This is a genomic window from Saccharicrinis sp. 156, from assembly GCF_050589685.1.
Lineage (GTDB): Bacteria > Bacteroidota > Bacteroidia > Bacteroidales > Marinilabiliaceae > Saccharicrinis.
Window position 1 is genome coordinate 34,162 of the sequence record NZ_JBNGOS010000025.1, and the last position, 18,856, is coordinate 53,017.

An 18,856-nucleotide genomic window follows, 5' to 3' on the forward strand; every position below is an offset into this window, starting at 1 on the left:
TACAAAGTTCGTAAAGTTAGAAAGTACGAAGTTCGTAAAGTTAGAAAGTAAAAAGTTCGTAAAGTTAGAAAGTAAAAAGTTCGTAAAGTTAGAAAGTAAAAAGTTCGTAAAGTTAGAAAGTAAAAAGTTCATAAAGTTAGAAAGTAAAAAGTTCATAAAGTGTAATTACTTATCGAAGTTAGATGCTGACATTTACAGCCATTACTTTTGACTTAATGATATTAAACCCGCAATATGCATTAGAAAATCTATTACACATTGAAATTGTTTCAAAACAAGACACTTCGCTGCTTCACTTCAACTCACCAGAACGATGAAAACCTAGTAAGATTGCACTTTAAATGTTCACGACGAAGTGCTAATGCATAATCCGGGTTAATGCAATTTATTGAACGCGCTACTTGTTAGTGCATCTAAGAAAACGCTCTATTTAATAAATTCTCCTTGGTGATTACCCCTAACCCCTAAACGGGAATTCGCTGTCTCCGGGAGTTTCTGGTTCTCCCTTTAGGGAGTTAGAGGGTGTGGATGGACGAAATGAATACCCCTTGGTGATTACCCCTAACCCCTAAACGGGAATTCGCTGTCTCCGGGAGGTTCTGGTGCTCCCTATAGGGAGTTAGAGGGTGTGGATGGACAAAATGAATACCCCTTTGCGATTACCCCTAACCCCTAAAGGGAATTCGCGCTTTCCGGGAGGTTCTGGTGCTCCCTATAGGGAGTTAGAGGGTGTGGATGGACAAAATGAATACCCCTTTGTGATTACCCCTAACCCCTAAAGGGGAATTCGCGCTTTCCGGGAGGTTCTGGTGCTCCCTATAGGGAGTTAGAGGGTGTGGATGGACAAAATGAAGCGTTTTCTTATAGCCACTAATTAGCTATGAACGATTGAAGCCACAGGGAATTTTCACTGTGGCTTTGTTTTTACCCACGAATTACACTAATCGTCATGAATTGTTATTTAAAAAATTCTTATTTTCGTTGAGTTTGTTTTTAAAATAGTATTAAATGAGAATTATAAAGGTAAATATATTAATGGTAGTAGCATGTCTGCTTTTTTCAGGAATACATGCGCAAGATAATTTTGAGTTTGAATCCATCGCGGAAACTAAAACAACGGCAGTCAAAAGTCAGGGCAGTACAGGCACCTGCTGGGCCTTCAGTACAGTCTCGTTTATTGAATCGGAAATAATGCGAATGGGAGGTCCGGAACTTGATCTCTCGGAAATGTATATTGTAAAACATACTTATGAAGACAAAGCGCAACAATATGTATTGCTTCACGGCATGGGTAATTTTAGTCAGGGCGGCCAGGCACATGATGTAACCAATGTGATAGAGGAGCATGGTTTTGTGACCGAAAGTGATTTTTCGGGGATGCCGGATACACACATGATTCATAATCATTCGGAGATGGCAACTACGTTAAAAACCTTGTTGGATGCTTACATCAAACAAAAAGGAGCCTCACCTTCGGAGATGTGGTATAAAAATATTCACTCGGTACTGATCAATTATATGGGGGAAGTACCATCTCAGGTTCAGTTTAATAAAAGGACATACTCGCCTGTACAGTTTGCACAAGGTTTTGGGATAGACAAAAACAATTATGTGGAGCTTTCATCGTACACACATCATCCCTTTTATACGCCTTTCGATTTAGAGGTGCCGGATAACTGGTCGCACGACAGATATTACAATTTGCCCATTGATGAACTGATCAATACCATGAAGAATGCATTGGAAAAAGGTTATTCCATTGTATGGGACGGAGATGTTTCGGAAGATTTCTTTTCGCATAAGAAAGGGGTGGCATTGGTTCCGGAAGATGAATCCAAGGGTTTTGTTCCACAAACGGAGAAGTCAGTGACGCAAGAAGACCGACAAAAAGCTTTTTACTCCTGGAAGGCAACCGATGACCACTTAATGCATATTGTGGGAATGGCCAAAGACCAAAACGGAACGATATATTTTAAAACCAAAAACAGTTGGGGAACAAAAAGCAATCCTTACCAAGGCTATTTATATATGTCGGAACAATATGTTCGCATGAACACTGTTGCCGTGATGCTGCATAAACAAGCTTTGGGAAAGGAGCTTTCAAAGAAACTTTTTAAGTAAACATTTCTCTTCTGCATGAATGAGCTGCAATCCTCCATTCTAAAAAAAATAGAAAGTTACGTTTCGGATAAAATGAACTCGGTGGACGCGGGCCATGATATGCGCCATATTTACCGGGTACTGAAAAATGCCCAAAAGATTAACGAAACGGAGCAAGGTGATGGGTTTTTAATTAAAGCCGGGGTTCTACTTCATGATATAACCGACGAAAAACTTTTCGATAAAAATCAGGCAGAAATAGATTTAGAAATATTCCTGGAGAAAATAGGGCTGGGTGAGCCATTAATTAAAAATATATTTAAGATTATTAATGCCGTTTCTTTTGGTTCTGAGATAGATGGTTCGGGCGATTTGACTTTGGAGCAAAAGGTAGTGCGCGATGCCGACCGTTTAGATGCTATGGGCGCCATTGGCATCGCGCGTACATTTCATTACGGAGGAAGTAAAAACCGGGAAATATTTAATCCTGATTTCCCACCTCAAACATACCGAACTACGCAAGAATACCGAAAAAGTGTTTCTCCTACCATCAATCATTTTTACGAAAAATTGTTGTTGCTAAAGAATAAAATGGAAACTAATACAGGCAGACAAAGGGCAGAAGAGAGACATAACTATATGGTGGGTTTCTTAAGGCAATTTTATAAGGAAATGGATGAGGAAGGATTTTCTTTGGATGGCAATAATTAAACAATTGTGCTGTTATTATAAAACAATTAACTTTGATCTATGTCTAAACGTGAATTGAAACTTCTTCTTGAAGATAATTAAAAATCTGCCTTAAAGATTAAGAAGTATATGAATGGTTATACTTATGAGTCATTTGTAGATAATGATAGGATAGTTGATGCCGTAGCCCGAAACTTTTAAATAATTGGGGAGGCGGCAAACCACATCGATCCAAAGTATAGAAATGAAACCCGGAATTACATGGGCAAAGACTTAGCGGTTTCAGGAATAGGATCATTCATGAATACTTTGGTATAGATTATGAAATAATTATGGGACATAATGGAAAATGACCTTGATTTGTATATTAGTTTAATAGGTGATTTGCTTAAGAATGAGTAATAGCTTACGCAACAAACACACTCCAAATGACCAAGAAAAGAACCACAAAAAAAACGACCAGGCGAAAGTCGTCTGCAAAAAATAAAAAGCAGGCTTCAATTGGGAAAAAGGTTATCGTACTATCATTAAAGGCAGGCGTATTCTTTATTGGTGTTGCCTTTGTATTTCTGCTATTTGTTTATCTGGGCGTATTTGGCCGCTTGCCCAATACGGAAGATCTGGCCCGGATTGATAATGATATAGCTTCGGAAGTATATGCCGAAGATGGGGTGCTCATGGGCAAATACTACTATCAGAACCGAATGAGTATCGAGAACAAGGAGATTTCGCAACATGCCAAAAACGCCTTGGTCGCCACTGAGGATAAACGTTTCTTTCAGCATCAGGGGTTGGACTTGTTAAGTCTGGGGAGGGTAGCGGTCAAAACTATTTTGTTCAGGGATAAATCGCAGGGTGGAGGAAGTACCATCAGCCAGCAGTTGGCAAAGAACTTGTATCCGAGGAAAAAGTATGGGCCGTTTACCATGTTGGTCAATAAATCGAAAGAAGTTTTTGTGGCTTCAAGATTGGAAGAGGTATATAGCAAGGAGGAAATTCTGACACTATATTTAAATACGGTTCCTTTTGGTGAAGATGTTTATGGGATTGAGGCTGCATCACAACGCTTTTTCAGTAAACACTCATCGGATCTGGAACCAAAGGAAGCGGCGGTTTTAGTAGGTATGTTGGCGGCCAATACCGCGTATAACCCCCGGGTGAATCCGGAAAGGTCTGCTAAGCGCAGAAACATCGTGCTGGACCGGATGACCGAATTCGGTTTTTTGAATAAAGAGGAATCAAAACTGATAAAGGAGTCGGATCTGGGACTGGAATATCATAAAATTGACCATAACACGGGAATCGCACCTTATTTTCGTGAGATTATCCGTAAAGAGGTAACCCGGGTTCTGGAAGAAAAATATGGGGAGCAATATGATTTGTACAGAGATGGACTAAAGATTTATACCACCATTGATCCCACTTTGCAGAAATATGCCGACGAGGCGGTTCAGCAGCATATGGCTTCCTTGCAAAAGGAGTTTAAGTATCATTGGGAAAACCGCGACCCCTGGAAAAAGAAACCATCGGTTTTTTTGAGCGCATTGCATTCGTCTGACAGATATAAAACTTTAAAATCGTCGGGAAAAACGGAGGCTGAGATTCTTGCCGAGATGAAAAAACTCACCAGGATGAGCATATTCGCCTATCCTGATGAAAAAGAGGTGACCCTCTCTCCGTTGGACTCTGTAAAGCATTATCTGAAAATACTCAATACGGGATTTATGGTGATGGATCCGCATTCGGGTAAAATACTTTCCTGGGTAGGCGGTGTCAACCACAAGTATTTTCAGTACGACCATGTTACTTCGCGACGACAGGTGGGCTCCACGTTTAAGCCAATAGTTTACACGGCGGCATTAATGGAAGGAATGTCGCCCTGCGAATATATATCTAATGAGCGCAGGATTTACGAAGATTACGACGACTGGTCGCCAACCAACGCTGACGGTAACCATTTGGGCTTTTATTCATTGAAAGGAGGCCTGTCCAACTCGGTGAATACGATTACTGCTGAAATTATGATGAGAACGGGTGTGGATGAGGTATTGAACCTGGCAGAAAGAATGGGGGTTGAATCGAAGCTGCCGGCCGTTCCCTCCCTGAGTTTGGGTGCCGGGGAGATTTCGTTGCGGGAGATGCTTACGGTATACACTTGTTTTGCCAATAGAGGTTCCAGGACAGAACCATTTGGGTTACTCCGAATCGAAGACAAAACAGGAAAAGTATTGTATGAGTATAAACCTCAAATCAAAGGGTTTCCTGTGCTGGATAATCAGACGGTGAACCTGATGAACCACATGTTACGGGGGGTGGTGGAGAACGGTACAGGTAAAGGGTTGCGCACAACATATAGGCTAAGAAGTCAGATAGCCGGCAAAACAGGAACCACGCAAGACAATGCCGATGGCTGGTTTATTGGTTATACGCCAAATCTATTGGCGGGAGCCTGGGTTGGGGCCGAAAGTCCAGTCGTTCATTTTCGCACAACAACACTGGGCCAGGGAGCGCACATGGCCTTGCCGATTTATGGCTTGTTTATGAAAAAGGTAGAACAGAATCCTAGATACAGGAAGTATACCAATGCTTACTTCCCAAATTTGGACAGTAAATTAACTGCCATGGTGGATTGTGCAGATTATTCCGAAGACGATCCTGACCGTTCCTTCTTCGATATTTTTAAAAGAGGGAAGGAAAGGCCCGATTCACTTAGTTTAAAGGAATGGAGAGATATCCAGAAAGAAGAAAAAGAGCAGAGAAAAGAAAAGCGCAAAGGATTGCTCAATAGGATGAAAGACTTGTTTAAGAAGAAGAAATAGCTTGTAGCAGGTAGCCACAAGCTATTTGCTTAAATTAATACCCCGATCTCACCATCTGCTCCACATCTTCAGGGTCAATGGGAATTCTTTCCCCAAGTATCCTGCTGCCTGTTTCTGTTACGAGTACATCGTCTTCCAACCGAATACCGCCAAAAGATTTATACGACTCCAGCTTCTCATAGTTGATAAAATCGTTGAATTTACCTTCGGCTTTCCATTGGTCGATTAATGCAGGGATAAAGTAAATACCGGGTTCGTTGGTAACGACAAAGTTCGGTTCTAACCTGCGTCCCATTCTAAGCGCCGAAAGCCCAAATTGAGAACTTGGTTGAACTTCATCGTTGTATCCTACCAGGCGTTGGTCGTAATCTTCCATATCGTGCACATCCAGACCAATCATATGTCCCAAACCATGCGGCATAAACAGGGCATGTGCACCTTGGGCCACCGCTTCGTCCATGTCGCCTTTCATTAAACCTACTTCCTTTAATCCTGCAGCAATGGTTTTACAGGCTAATAGGTGTACATCTTTGTAGCGAACACCTGGTTTTGTAGCTGCTAATGCATTGTTATTAGTATCTACAACTATTTGATAAATTTCTCTTTGCTTTTGCGTAAACCTGCCGCCAACAGGTGATGTGCGTGTATGATCGGTGGCATAGTGCAGCGGAGATTCACTGCCGGCATCCACCAATAACAAGTCACCTTGCTTCAATGTGTTGCCATGATAGTGGTTGTGCAGGGTTTCGCCCCTGACCGAGCAGATTACGGGGAATGAGGTCATTCCACCACCCGACATGGAAACCCCTTCGATGATACCGGTTACTTCCTGTTCTGTTTTTCCGGGAAGAGCCATCTTCATGGCTGTGGTGTGCATCGCATAGGCAGTGGCCATATGGCGTTCCATTTCCTCAATTTCGCAAGGCTCTTTTACCGAACGAAGAGTAATGCATGCTTTGATTAATTCGGTGGATGCTTTTTCTTCTACCTTGGCAGGATGAACATCCAGCAATTCCCCCAAGGTTATCATATTTTTGCCGCGATAGGGGGGAGTAAAATGAACGGTACGGCCCGAGGAAACAGCTGCACGGACAATCTCTTTTAACTTAGAAAGTGGATAGGTGCGGAAAATCCCAACCTTTTCTGCATTTTCCGTTAGCTTGGCTTGTGGCCCCATCCAAATTATATCGTCCATGGTAAAGTCATCGCCAAAAATCATTTCTTCACCACGATCAAAATCGATCACACCTGCCAGTCCTTGATAATCTAACCCGAAAAAATATAAAAATGTACTGTCCTGCCTAAAATGATAGGTATTGTGCGGATAATTCATGCTGGCATCCACATTGCCCAATATCAATGCAATTCCCTTATTTAACTTGCTCTTTAACCGCTTGCGTCGGTTTATGTAGGTCTCTTTTGTAAACATAGCGTAAAAAATTTTACGGCAATATAAAAAATGACGGGGAAGAAAAATATGTGATAGGTCAGGGAATATCTAATAATAAAGGCAAAAAAATCCGGCTTAGTCATTCAAGCCGGATAAGATATTCTTATTGGTTAATTTATTCGCAATCAACATCATCAAAATTCGAATCCCAACAATGCCATCCAGTTTTATTATTAATCCAGTTGGTTGCTTTTATCCTTCCGGATAGGTCTGTTCTGTTCATTTCTATATTCAGGTCCTCAAATTGTTGGGTATTGTCGTCGTAAACATGCACATTGTAAAAATAAACATTGTCCGTGCTATTGACGCCATAACCCAGATAGCTGCCATAGCCCAATTCGGTTTCCCTGTCGTTATCCAGTTCCCTGACGTAAGTAATTCTGGTGTCGTTGATCAAATCATCGGTAGCTTCCCAGTCCAGGGTCAGCATGGGTTCATTAAAGTCATAGCTATGATTCATGGCCCATGAGCCTCCGGATCCATCAAGGTCGGAGGTGCCTTCAAACCAAAGGAAATCATTATAGGGCTCCGCGCCTGAGTAACTGACTCTCATTTCCCATTTAATATCGCTGGTTCTTATTTCACCTGTGAGCCGGGCAGAATAATCCGAGAAAAAACCACCGAGAGAATAAGACCATTGCCATTTTTTATTTCCAAGATACACAGGGCTTTGTGTGAAGGAGTGCCGGTAGGCTGCTACTGGAACTGCCAAAATAATATTAATGTAGGTGTTCCAGACTAAAACGTTAATGCGGGCAACGTTATAGTTGCTGATGAACTCGGCATTGGAACTTTTAAGCTGCTCTGCCATAGCAGGGTTGTCTGTAAATGCGCTGAAATCAGGAATTAGACTTTCTTCCGGTGGCAGAATGGGGGCGGTATCCTCCTTGTTTTCATCATCGGAACAAGCAGTGGCAATTAATAATGCAGCAATGGCAAGGATTGAAATAAATTTCCTCGTTTTCATCTGAATTTAATTTTAGTTAAAAGTAAAGATTACGATAGTTTGTAAATAACGTTGCCATGTTGCAAAAAATTGTTTGGCGTGAAGAAGTTGAATTTTACTCCAGGCAGTAGTAACCGCTGTATATCAATGTGCTAAATAAAGCATATTACTTATAATATGATAATACCGTTTTGACTATTCACCTCGAGTAAACATTTTACTCAGGGTGAGTTTTTTGGATTGGAATAGCAGGGGTAGCTGAGAAATGAAATGGGGTAATTTATGTCGGAAAACCAATGTTTTAAAAGAAAACTAGTGTGATGAATGTCCTGAGGGTAAGAACGGAATTTGTATTGGGAAAATGAAATATATGAGATATTTCCACAACATTATTGTTTTTTTATAATAGCCTCTTATATAATATTAACGAAGTGTTAAAAAATTTAATACAAATTAACATATGTAAAAAGCACAAAACCAAATAGATAATAAAAAATGTAGTGGTAAAGATGAGGTATAATAAATATTGTTGTGGTTTAATAGGTGTTCTTTATTAGGCAAAAGTACCTATATGTACCGATATTTGCACAGTATTAACAATCTAAAATCATATGGAATGAGGTTACTAATTTTAAATCTGATGCTTGTACTGTTTTCAGTTTCTGTATTGGCCCAGGACATTATTAATGTTTCCGGGAAAGTTACAGACCAAACAGGCGAGTCAGTTATAGGTGTTTCTATATCTATAAAAGGAACTATTCAAGGTACTATAACCGATATTGATGGTAACTATAATATTAGTGTACCATCCAATGGAATTCTTGTATTCAGTTTTATCGGTTTCGATACACAGGAAGTACCGGTAAATAATCAAGCTAGTATAAATATAACGTTAGTAGAATCGGTTACCGGGTTAGACGAAGTAGTCGTGGTTGGTTATGGTACTCAAAAGGTAAAGGATTTAACTTCCTCCATCGCTACGGTAAAAGCGGATGAAATTGTTAAAACTCCTGCGGGACAAACCATGCAGGCGCTGCAAGGAAAGGTGGCAGGTATGCAAATTGTTAGTGCCGGTGCACCGGGTGATGAGCCAACTGTTAGAATACGGGGTGTCGGTTCTTTTCCTAGCAGTAGTGATTCTAAGCCTCTTTATGTGGTGGATGGGATGTTTTTCGACAATATCGACTTTCTTAATCCGTCAGATATTGAAAGCTTATCAGTTCTTAAGGATGCTTCAGCTTCAGCAATATATGGTGTCAGGGCAGCAAACGGCGTGGTTTTAATAACGACAAAGAAGGGTAACCTAAAAACGAAATCCACTATCACCTATGATGGTTATGTCGGTGTTCAGGTGGCTCAAAATGTATTGAAAATGGCGAATGCCGAACAGTTTGTCGACTATGCCAACCAAACCGGATCGGCAGCGGATATAAGTTTCGTGGAGAGTGCCATGCAAAGGTTTGGTAGAAGTCGCATAAACCCGAATATACCTGCCGTAAACACCGACTGGTATAAAGAAATTATGCATTCTGCAGCCACACAACAAAATCATTCACTTTCCATTGTTGGAGGAAGTGAGAATACGGCTTATTCGTTTGGTGTGAGTTATTTTGAACAAGAAGGACTGCTTAAAACGAAAAACGCCTACAAGAGATTTAATTTTAGGGGAAAGCTGGATCAACAGGTTAATAATTGGTTGAAAGCCGGAATAAATGTGAATATGAGCAACGGCATAAAGTACTTGGCTGATGATGCTGCATGGTTTAAGGCTTACCATGCGGTTCCGATTTTGCCGGTATATGATGATGAAAATTTTGCTGAGATGGTAGCCCAGGGGCATGAGAATCCGAGTAACTATGCAAATGCTAAATTAATTGGTTATCGTGGGTCACAAAACCCATTTATAAACCTTAAATATAGAGATCACAGGCAGGATATCAGAAAAGCACTTACAGGAATATACTCGGAAATAAGTATTATCCCGGAGAAGTTAAATCTAAAAACGAGTTATAATTTGTCGGTTCTGCATATTAAAGACAGAAACGTAGGTTTACCTTATGATTTAAATGGCGATGAAGTAAGACCGCTATCTACACTCAGTACTTACCGGGCATTGGACGTAAATCAGTATTTGGATAATGTGTTAACATTTACGGATAGTTATGGAGGCCATAATGTTTCGGTAATGTTAGGGACTTCATACAGAGATGAATGGTACGATTATTTAAGTGGTTCGGCAGAAGATGTTCCCCAAAATGAAAACTCGTGGTATATCGGACAGTCCCAGTCAGAGACATCAAAACAAGTAGATGACAATGCGGAACGAATATATGGTCTTTCGTACTTTGGACGAGTAGCATATAATTATAACAGCAAGTATTTGGCATATTTTACCCTACGACGGGATGGAACATCCAAATACCAGGAAAAATGGGGTACCTTCCCTGCCTTTGGGCTGGGGTGGGTAGTTTCGGAAGAAGATTTCTTTACTGATAACGTTAATTTCATTAATTATTTAAAAGTACGCGGAGGTTGGGGAAAATTAGGAAATGATAAAATCAAAAGACAAGATGGTGCCAATACCACAAATCCTCAATTTCTTGCCATCAATGATACGCAGGTAACCGGAACAACAACTACCAGTACCTTTGGATATCTGGGTTGGGAAACCGTTAAAGGGACAAATATTGGGATCTCGGCTAAGTTTCTGAATAATCAACTTAGCTTAGAGTCGGATTATTATATCCGGGATACAGAAAATGCTGCTATACCCGTTAGTCTTAAACTGCAGTCAGGAAGCGTACTGAAAAATGTAGGAACGATCAGGAACTCTGGATTTGAATTGGCAGTGAGCTATAACGGAAAAATCACAGATGATCTTAAATATATGGTCGGTGCCAATATGGCGACCCTTAAAAATGAGGTGCGCGACTTGTTCGGACAAGCCTTTATTAACGGCGGACAGGCAGAATTCCGGCAAAGGTCGCAGGTTGGTGAACCATTATTATCTTTCTACGGATATGAAGTGGAAGGCGTTTACCAAAATCAAGCTGAAATAGATGCGGACCCTGTGGCTGTTGACAATGGATTGGTCCCTGGAGACTTCAAATTTAAAGACCAGGACAACAGCGATGTGATCGACGATGATGATAAAGTGTTTTTGGGGTCTTATATTCCGGACTTAACCTATGGAGGGGTTTTGGGGCTTACTTATAAAAATGCCGAGTTTTCAATGAATTTCACAGGTCAAAGCGGTAACAAAATCCTAAACCGGAAAAGAGGTGAAATTATCTGGACCAACGACACAAATATAGATGCGGATTTAGCCAACAATCTATGGAATGGCGAAGGAACGTCGAATAAATACCCGTCGGCATCAGGATTAAGAAGAGGCTGGAATCAAAACTTTAGTGATTATCTGGTAGAGGACGGCTCGTTCTTTAGAATTCAAAATATTCAGGTAGCCTACAATATTAAAGGAGAACGTTGGTTCGGCCAAGGTATGCCTGATGCACGAGTGTATTTTACTGCGGAAAGACCACTAACGGTATTTGATTATAACGGCTTTAATCCTGAGGTTCCCAACGGAATCGATCGCCAGTTTTATCCGGTACCATCCGTTTATACCGTAGGACTTAATCTTAAATTCTAAACTCTATATAAAGATGAAAAAGATATTAAAATATTATATGTCTGTGCTGCTTTGTGGATTACTTCTGTTATCTATGTTCAGTTGTGCCGACAAGTTAGATGAGCCTTTTGAGGATGAGGCTTTCACCAGTGATGTAGATTATTCGAACGGTGAGGATATGATCCTTCCTATGTTAGGGGCCTATTATGGATTATATACCCGGGGATGGGAAGAGCCAATTACGCTAGGACTGCGAGGGGATGATGTAAACGCGGCCGGCGACCAGGTGCCCATGCAGGAACAAGATCAGTTCAAATACCTGCCAAGCCATTGGAATTCGAATGCCATTTGGCAAGGGCATTACAATGATATCGTCAATGTGTTTACCGCCATGGATGAAATTGAGAAGTACAGGCCGGCAGCTGCCGATGATGCTTTGGCAGATCAGTATATTGCGGAATGCCGTGTAATTAGAGCGTACCTGTATCTGAATATATCCAGAACCTATGGAGGGTGTATTGTGATTGACCAGTTGGATAATATCCAAAATACGCCGGTAAGTAACAAGGCAAAAGTAATGCAATATATAGTAGATGAGATGACAGAGGTAATTCCTAATTTGATGGATTTACACCCCAATAAACGGGACGATATAAAGGGAGGAATAACCAGTTATACAGCATATGCAATCCAGGCATTAGCCTACCAGGAAATGGAAAATTATCAGGGAGTTGTAAACGCCACATCCCAAATCATTAGTTCAGGCGAATATGAACTGGCTGCAGATTTTTACCATTTATTCAAAAAAGCAGGCAAACTGGATGATGAAAATATTCTGGAATTTCAGTATTCAGACTTTGGTCAGGGAGAAGGAGATAGGTTCGCTTTCTTGTTTGCCCCGTTTGGCATTGGAGGCTGGACCCCTGTTGTGTCAGGAGCAGGTGCCGGATGGGGTTTCTATGAACCTACCATGAAATATATATCTTTTATGCTGGACCGTGGGGAAACAGTTCGCCTGGAAACAAGTGTTGTTTTTACACCGGATGGTATTACTGAAATTCAAGATGATTATAGTGGGACCATGCCCGCATGGATTTCCAATGTAAACAGGGAGGGCGATATTTTCAACAACAACGCCCGCTTAAATTTCGGTAGTGGCAAACATATACAACCTTCTACTGAACTAATACCGGGAAGAACAAATCCGGGAAGCAACAAAAATTTTATCGTGATCAGATATGCAGAGATGTTACTGATGTATGCGGAAGCTTTGACAAGAGGGGCTACAAGTAGTATTTCAATGAGCGCTGATCAAGCGGTCAATTTAGTGAGAGCGCGTGCTGGTATGAGTAATTTAAGCAATGTGACCACGGAAGATGTTTTGGACGAAAAATTTGCGGAACTGGCCATGGAATGGGGAACCCGGTTTTACGATATGGTTCGAACCGGCAACACTTCGGAGCTTAGCCACGAAGGTAAAACATTTACCATGGAGGACGCTTATTTGCCATTCCCCGCAGATCAGGTATCGGAGTTGCCGCAATTGGCTGAAGGAATCAACTAAAGATTTAGGAAAATGAAACGAGCCATAAGAAAAGGTTCTCGTATGAGGGTGATTATGTTTCAGGCGAGTTCCATCGAATACATTAGGAATTAAAACTATAATGAGATGAAAACATATTTTAAACTTATCATGTTCGCTTTGGCTATCTTGGTTTTGAATGCCTGCGAACAGGACTATATAGACGGTATAACTAAAGTAGATCCGGGGGCGGATGAAACGGCACCACAGGTAACCATCGTTTATCCGGCAGAAGGAACCAGTATTAAAGTATACGAAGCTATTACTTCTATCAATATTGAGTTTGTAGTGACCGACGATATTGAAATAAAGGATATTAAGATTATTCTGGATGGAACTGAGATCGCTGCTTTCAGCAGTTTTATGGATTATCGAAAGGCCATAGAAGAATATACCTACGATCAGTTGGCTACCGGTGTGCATGTATTGACAGTTACCGCTACCGATTTGGAAGGTAAAAGCACATCTGCCAGTGTTAACTTCGAAAAGGAACCGCCATACGTACCAATGTTCGATGGCGAGATTTTCTATATGCCATTCGATAACGATTATATGGAATTGGTCAATGTTGCACCTGCCACCGAGGTTGGTACACCTTCATTCGCAGGAGAAAGTCTGCTGGGCACCAATGCGTATATGGGAGCAACAGATTCGTATTTAACTTATCCCATCGGTCAGGCTTTGGGTAATGGGTTTACCGCGGGATTCTGGTATAAAGTAAACGGAACGCCGGGTAAGGCAGGAATACTCGTAGTAGGTGACGATGCAGATGATCGTAAACAGGGTTTCCGTTTGTTCAGAGAGGGTAACGGAGTAGAACAGCAAATTAAGCTAAACGTAGGAACAGGAACAGGTGAAATTTGGAATAATGGCGGCTTTATTGACGTTGCCGAGGGTGAATGGATTCATATTGCATTCTCTATCTCTGAAACTAAAAATACCATTTTCTTTAATGGAGTTGAAGTTAGGTCAAGTGATATGGCCGCCCCCGTAGATTGGACAGGCTGTACCGAGTTTACTATTGGTTCGGGAGGAGAAACATTCAGTTACTGGGACCATAAGTCAGATGCCAGTGCTATGGACGAGTTGCGTTTCTTTAACAAAGCAATGACCGCAGCAGAAATTCAAGAGATGATTAATGTAACCAATCCTTATGTGGCGAAATACGATGGGGAAACATTTTATATGCCATTTGAAGAAAGTTATACTGACTTATTGAGTTATGCCAACGCTACCGTTGTTGGAACTACCGGATTTGCCGGGGAAGGAAAGAGAGGTAATGATTCATTTATGGGAGCTGCCGACTCTTATTTGACTTTCCCGATTGACGGACTGTTTGGAACGGAGTTTAGCGCTGCGTTTTGGTACAAGGTAAATTCAGAACCTAACAGAGCAGGTATTTTGGTGGTGGGAGACGATGCCGACGATAGAAAGCAAGGATTTAGACTGTTCAGGGAAGGGGATGCGACTAGCCAACGGATAAAATCGAACGTTGGTACCGGCGAAAGTGATGTGTGGAATGATGGTGGATTGATTGATGTTGTGGCTGGAGAATGGGTGCACATTGCTATTTCGGTTTCAGAATCTAAAAGCATAATCTATTTCAACGGGGTTGAGCAGTTATCGTCAGATTTATCGGCAGGAGTGGACTGGACCGGATGTACTGAGGTTACCATTGGTTCAGGTGGCGAAACTTTTAGCTACTGGGATCACCTGTCCGATTTAAGTTATATGGATGAATTAAGACTGTTTAATAAAGCGTTGTCTCAAAGCGAAATTCAGACTATTTACGAGGACGAGAAGTAAGTGCCAAACCAAATGATTACAGTAGGAATTAGGGATGGTGTATCAAAAGTCTATTGTTCAATTAATTAACAATTTATAAGTAGTGTCACCCCCATCCCTGTACCTTTGGTACAGTACTTCGCCAGGCTCTATACCGAGGGAAGAGCTGATTTACATGGTGTAAAAAAATATTACTTGAAGGGACATGTCCCTCTCAAAGTAAGTTTCCGGTTCTTCCCCAGACTCTGAGGCGGGGGAAGTACCACACCGCAAGTGCGGGGATGGGGGATCATATATTTCAACTGTTAAACCAATCATCAACTATTCAATCATTCATTATTTGGATTCAATGCGTTATGTTCAATTGCTCATACTATCTTTTATCATTGTTGCAACCTCCTGTTCCGATGATGATTCCGGTCCTGAAAAGGCGCCGGAAAAATTAAGCGTTACCTATGTCTATATCGGCGAAACGGAAATTTTGGCTGCTGGCGATAATAAGAATGTTAAAACCGAGGAACGGATTGAAATACGGTTTGATAAATCTGTAGATATAGTTTCTGCTGAAAAGAACATTCGTCTGTTAGATGATTCCGGTCAGGCCATTCATCTGGAATTTACTTTCTTCAATGAAAACAAGTTGGTCAAGATGGATCATGAAGAACTAAGTGAAAATTCCACATATACCCTTTCCATTTCAGGTGGTCTGAAGGGAGGTAACGATGAAGTTTTTAAAGAACAATCATATACTTTTACAACTTTCACCCCACCGTTGCTGCTTGAGTCGATAGTGGTTAATGGGTTTCAGGTAAATCCTGCTGCGAGAATCAAAGATGTAAAAAGGAACGTGTCCATAGAATTTGGGTTTAATTCTTCGATTGAGGCTGAGGATCTCACTGTTTATTCTTCTTTTACCCAAAACGGAGCACCGGTGGGTTATACCTTAAAACAGGTGAATGAAAAGTCTGTCTCTTTTTCTGCAAACCAAGCATTGGAGGGATATAAGAAATTTCGATTCAGGATCTCTTCCAATATCGAAAACCGAATAGGTAAACCATTTGATGGCTTGGAACTAAATTTTTATACCGAACTGGATTCATCTTATAAATTCCCTGAGATATCCGACGATGAGCTCTTGACAAAAATTCAGGAGCAAACATTTAAATACTTCTGGGATTTTGGGCACCCTGTAAGTGGACTTGCACGAGAGCGTAATACCTCCGGTGAAAATGTAACCTCCGGGGGATCGGGTTTTGGGGTAATGGCCATTATTGTTGGTATTGAACGCGGTTTTATAACCCGTCAGCAGGGCGTGGAACGATTAAATACCATGGTTGATTTTCTGGGTAATGCAGAACGTTTTCATGGAGCCTGGTCGCATTGGCTCAACGGGACTACCGGTAAGGCAAACCCTTTCAGCCTGAAAGATGACGGTGGCGATTTAGTGGAGACCTCCTATATGGCAGCCGGATTGTTGGCAGCTCGCCAGTATTTGAATTCGGGCAATGCCATCGAAAACAGTCTGATCACTAAAATCAATGAATTATGGGAGGCCATTGAGTGGGATTGGTATACCCGGGGAGGGCAAAATGTTTTGTACTGGCACTGGTCGCCGAATTATGGTTGGGATATGAATATGAAGATCCAGGGGTATAATGAGGCATTGATTACCTATGTTATGGCTGCTTCCTCCCAAACACATTCTATTTCAGCCGATGTTTATCATCAGGGTTGGGCTAAAAACGGAAGCATACAAAACGGGAATGAATATTATGGCATTTCCTTGCCTCTGGGCAAGAATCTTGGTGGACCGTTGTTCTTTGCGCATTATTCCTTCTTAGGTATCGATCCCCGGAAATTATCCGATAATTATGCCAATTACTGGGATCAAAACAAGAACCATACTTTGATAAACCGGGCTTATTGCATCGAAAATTCAAAAGGTTATGTAAGCTATAGTGCCGATTGTTGGGGGCTTACAGCCAGCGATAATCACGAAGGGTATTCGGCTCATTCACCAACAAACGACTTAGGGGTGATTACCCCTACTGCTGCCATATCCTCCATACCGTATACGCCGGAAGAGTCATTGCAAGCCATTCGTTTCTTTTATTATTTAATGGGGGATCAACTTTGGGGTGAATATGGTTTTTACGATGCCTTTAACGTTACCGAAGACTGGACGGCCAGCTCGTACCTGGCCATCGACCAGGGGCCTGTTATTATAATGATTGAAAATTATCGTTCCGGACTGATATGGAACCTACTCATGTCGTGCCCCGAGGTACAGTCCGGGTTGAGCAAATTAGGCTTTACCTATGAGTAAGCAGTGGGGGCGATGCGACTTACACGCAACTGTGGATGATTTTTAAATGGCGATAAACATCTGGTAGATCCGTCACCCTGCATTGGTGGGACAGGTTTTATCCGGATAATTAAATCTTGATTCTAAATTTTAGATTGATGAAGAAGAAACAACTACACATATCGGTTATTGTATTGCTTATGGCATTGTTAGTATCAGCTTGTCAGCCTAAACAAGGACATAAACGTGGGGCAACGAACACTATGGCAGCCGTACAAAGTGATTCATTGCTCGACTTGATTCAGTACCAGACTTTCCAATATTTTTGGGATGGTGCCGAACCTAACTCAGGTATGGCTTGTGAGCGAATACATGTAGATGGGCAATACCCGCATAACGACCGGCATATAGTTACTTTAGGTGGTTCCGGCTTTGGTGTTATGGCCATCCTTGTAGGTGTCGAGCGTGGCTTTATCAAGCGTGAGGATGCTTTAATGCGTTTTCAAAAGATAGTGAATTTTCTGTCCGAGGCCGATCGTTTTCATGGTGCCTGGCCGCATTGGCTCAATGGCCGGACGGGTAAGGTGAAGCCTTTCAGTAAGAAAGATGATGGGGGCGATTTGGTGGAGACGGCCTTTATGGTCCAGGGGCTGCTGACCGTTGCCGAATATTTTAAAGGAGGCTCAGCGGAAGAACAACAGCTGGTCGCTGATATCAAGCGGTTGTGGCACGAGGTAGAATGGGATTGGTACACCAAAAATGGTGAAAATGTATTATACTGGCATTGGTCGCCCAACTTTGGGTGGGAGAAGAATTTCAAGGTAGGTGGATACAACGAGTGTTTGATCATGTATGTATTGGCCGCCTCCTCACCGACACACCCTATCAAACCGGAAGTATACCATGAAGGATGGGCGCACAGTGGTGCCATTGCCAACGATACGGTATATTATGGTTTGCCCACCGTTCTCAACTTTTACGAGCACAGCCCCGACCCTATCGGTCCCCTATTTTGGGCGCATTACTCTTATCTGGGACTCAACCCGAAGGGCTTAAGAGATCGTTACGCTGATTATTGGGAATTGAATACCAATCACGCTATAATCCATTACAAATATTGTGTTGATAATCCGAAAAATTATAAAGGATATGGAGCCAACCAATGGGGGCTAACATCAAGTTATTCCATGAGAGGCTATGTGGGTCACCATCCCGGCAAGTCAGATTTAGGGGTGATTTCGCCCACGGCGGCATTGTCGTCATTTCCTTATACACCAGATGAATCCATGCAATTTTTGAAATACTTGTACCTCGAAGCGGATTCTTTGGTGGGCAAATATGGCCCTTACGATGCTTATTCACATTCTGCCAACTGGTATTTGCCACGTTATCTGGCTATTGATCAGGGACCAATACCGGTGATGATAGAAAATTACCGGAGCGGACTGCTTTGGGATTTATTTATGCAAAACCAGGATGTTCAAAACGGCCTGCAACGGCTTGGTTTTTTTATATCCAACTAAAAGAAGATTAACGCACGAGCAGGGA

At 41.8% G+C, this 18,856-nt stretch carries 11 protein-coding genes and 1 pseudogene; 10 read left to right on the forward strand and 2 right to left on the reverse strand.

Translation table 11 applies throughout. The features are described from left to right. Nucleotides 1-632: 632 nt before the first annotated feature. From ACRD64_RS15785 to ACRD64_RS15805, 5 genes and pseudogenes are all read left to right on the forward strand, one after another. Nucleotides 633-779 carry a hypothetical protein gene (locus tag ACRD64_RS15785; RefSeq protein ID WP_430934418.1) on the forward strand — a complete coding sequence of 49 codons (147 nt, stop codon included), beginning with the start codon at nt 633-635 and terminating at the stop codon, nt 777-779. A 229-nt stretch (nt 780-1,008) separates the two neighbouring features. Next, nucleotides 1,009-2,121, forward strand: coding sequence for a C1 family peptidase (locus tag ACRD64_RS15790; RefSeq protein WP_430934419.1), 1,113 nt, complete (start codon nt 1,009-1,011; stop codon nt 2,119-2,121). Between the two features lie 15 nt (nt 2,122-2,136). Further along, the gene (locus tag ACRD64_RS15795; protein WP_430934420.1) at nt 2,137-2,811 is read left to right on the forward strand and encodes an HD domain-containing protein; all 675 of its coding nucleotides are present in this window, start codon (nt 2,137-2,139) and stop codon (nt 2,809-2,811) included. 251 nt (nt 2,812-3,062) lie between these two features. After that, a pseudogene (locus ACRD64_RS15800) lies at nt 3,063-3,143 on the forward strand (HepT-like ribonuclease domain-containing protein); the annotation flags it as partial. A gap of 75 nt (nt 3,144-3,218) precedes the next feature. Further along, nucleotides 3,219-5,609 carry a penicillin-binding protein 1A gene (locus tag ACRD64_RS15805; RefSeq protein WP_430934421.1) on the forward strand — a complete coding sequence of 797 codons (2,391 nt, stop codon included), beginning with the start codon at nt 3,219-3,221 and terminating at the stop codon, nt 5,607-5,609. A 34-nt stretch (nt 5,610-5,643) separates the two neighbouring features. Here the strand turns inward: ACRD64_RS15805 and ACRD64_RS15810 are convergent, their stop codons facing one another. Beyond that, a complete protein-coding gene (locus ACRD64_RS15810; RefSeq protein WP_430934422.1) occupies nt 5,644-7,038 on the reverse strand; it encodes an aminopeptidase P family protein in 1,395 nt (464 codons plus the stop codon). Between the two features lie 136 nt (nt 7,039-7,174). After that, complete coding sequence (locus ACRD64_RS15815) at nt 7,175-8,026, reverse strand: hypothetical protein (protein WP_430934423.1); 852 nt, start codon at nt 8,024-8,026, stop codon at nt 7,175-7,177. Nucleotides 8,027-8,621: 595 nt separating this feature from the next. Between ACRD64_RS15815 and ACRD64_RS15820 the strand changes: the two genes are divergently transcribed. The 5 genes from ACRD64_RS15820 to ACRD64_RS15840 all read left to right on the forward strand — a co-directional run bounded on the left by ACRD64_RS15820 (nt 8,622) and on the right by ACRD64_RS15840 (nt 18,831). After that, a complete protein-coding gene (locus tag ACRD64_RS15820; protein WP_430934424.1) occupies nt 8,622-11,657 on the forward strand; it encodes a SusC/RagA family TonB-linked outer membrane protein in 3,036 nt (1,011 codons plus the stop codon). Between the two features lie 13 nt (nt 11,658-11,670). Continuing rightward, entirely contained in the window at nt 11,671-13,200 is a 1,530-nt protein-coding gene (locus tag ACRD64_RS15825) for a RagB/SusD family nutrient uptake outer membrane protein (RefSeq protein ID WP_430934425.1), read from the forward strand. Nucleotides 13,201-13,305: 105 nt separating this feature from the next. Beyond that, a complete protein-coding gene (locus ACRD64_RS15830) occupies nt 13,306-15,024 on the forward strand; it encodes a LamG domain-containing protein (protein ID WP_430934426.1) in 1,719 nt (572 codons plus the stop codon). 328 nt (nt 15,025-15,352) lie between these two features. After that, nucleotides 15,353-17,329 carry a glucoamylase family protein gene (locus tag ACRD64_RS15835; protein WP_430934427.1) on the forward strand — a complete coding sequence of 659 codons (1,977 nt, stop codon included), beginning with the start codon at nt 15,353-15,355 and terminating at the stop codon, nt 17,327-17,329. 137 nt (nt 17,330-17,466) lie between these two features. Beyond that, nucleotides 17,467-18,831: a glucoamylase family protein gene (locus tag ACRD64_RS15840; RefSeq protein ID WP_430934428.1), complete on the forward strand. Its 1,365-nt coding sequence runs from the start codon at nt 17,467-17,469 to the stop codon at nt 18,829-18,831. Nucleotides 18,832-18,856: the final 25 nt, after the last annotated feature.

Bases quoted from the DNA above. Each gene is read 5' to 3' on its own strand.
- ACRD64_RS15830 (WP_430934426.1), top strand. From the start codon at position 13,306: ATGAAAACATATTTTAAACTTATCATGTTCGCTTTGGCTATCTTGGTT.
- ACRD64_RS15825 (WP_430934425.1), top strand. From the start codon at position 11,671: ATGAAAAAGATATTAAAATATTATATGTCTGTGCTGCTTTGTGGATTA.
- ACRD64_RS15810 (WP_430934422.1), bottom strand. From the start codon at position 7,038: ATGTTTACAAAAGAGACCTACATAAACCGACGCAAGCGGTTAAAGAGC.
- ACRD64_RS15815 (WP_430934423.1), bottom strand. From the start codon at position 8,026: ATGAAAACGAGGAAATTTATTTCAATCCTTGCCATTGCTGCATTATTA.
- ACRD64_RS15835 (WP_430934427.1), top strand. From the start codon at position 15,353: ATGCGTTATGTTCAATTGCTCATACTATCTTTTATCATTGTTGCAACC.
- ACRD64_RS15805 (WP_430934421.1), top strand. From the start codon at position 3,219: ATGACCAAGAAAAGAACCACAAAAAAAACGACCAGGCGAAAGTCGTCT.
- ACRD64_RS15795 (WP_430934420.1), top strand. From the start codon at position 2,137: ATGAATGAGCTGCAATCCTCCATTCTAAAAAAAATAGAAAGTTACGTT.
- ACRD64_RS15840 (WP_430934428.1), top strand. From the start codon at position 17,467: ATGAAGAAGAAACAACTACACATATCGGTTATTGTATTGCTTATGGCA.
- ACRD64_RS15790 (WP_430934419.1), top strand. From the start codon at position 1,009: ATGAGAATTATAAAGGTAAATATATTAATGGTAGTAGCATGTCTGCTT.
- ACRD64_RS15785 (WP_430934418.1), top strand. From the start codon at position 633: ATGGACAAAATGAATACCCCTTTGCGATTACCCCTAACCCCTAAAGGG.
- ACRD64_RS15820 (WP_430934424.1), top strand. From the start codon at position 8,622: ATGAGGTTACTAATTTTAAATCTGATGCTTGTACTGTTTTCAGTTTCT.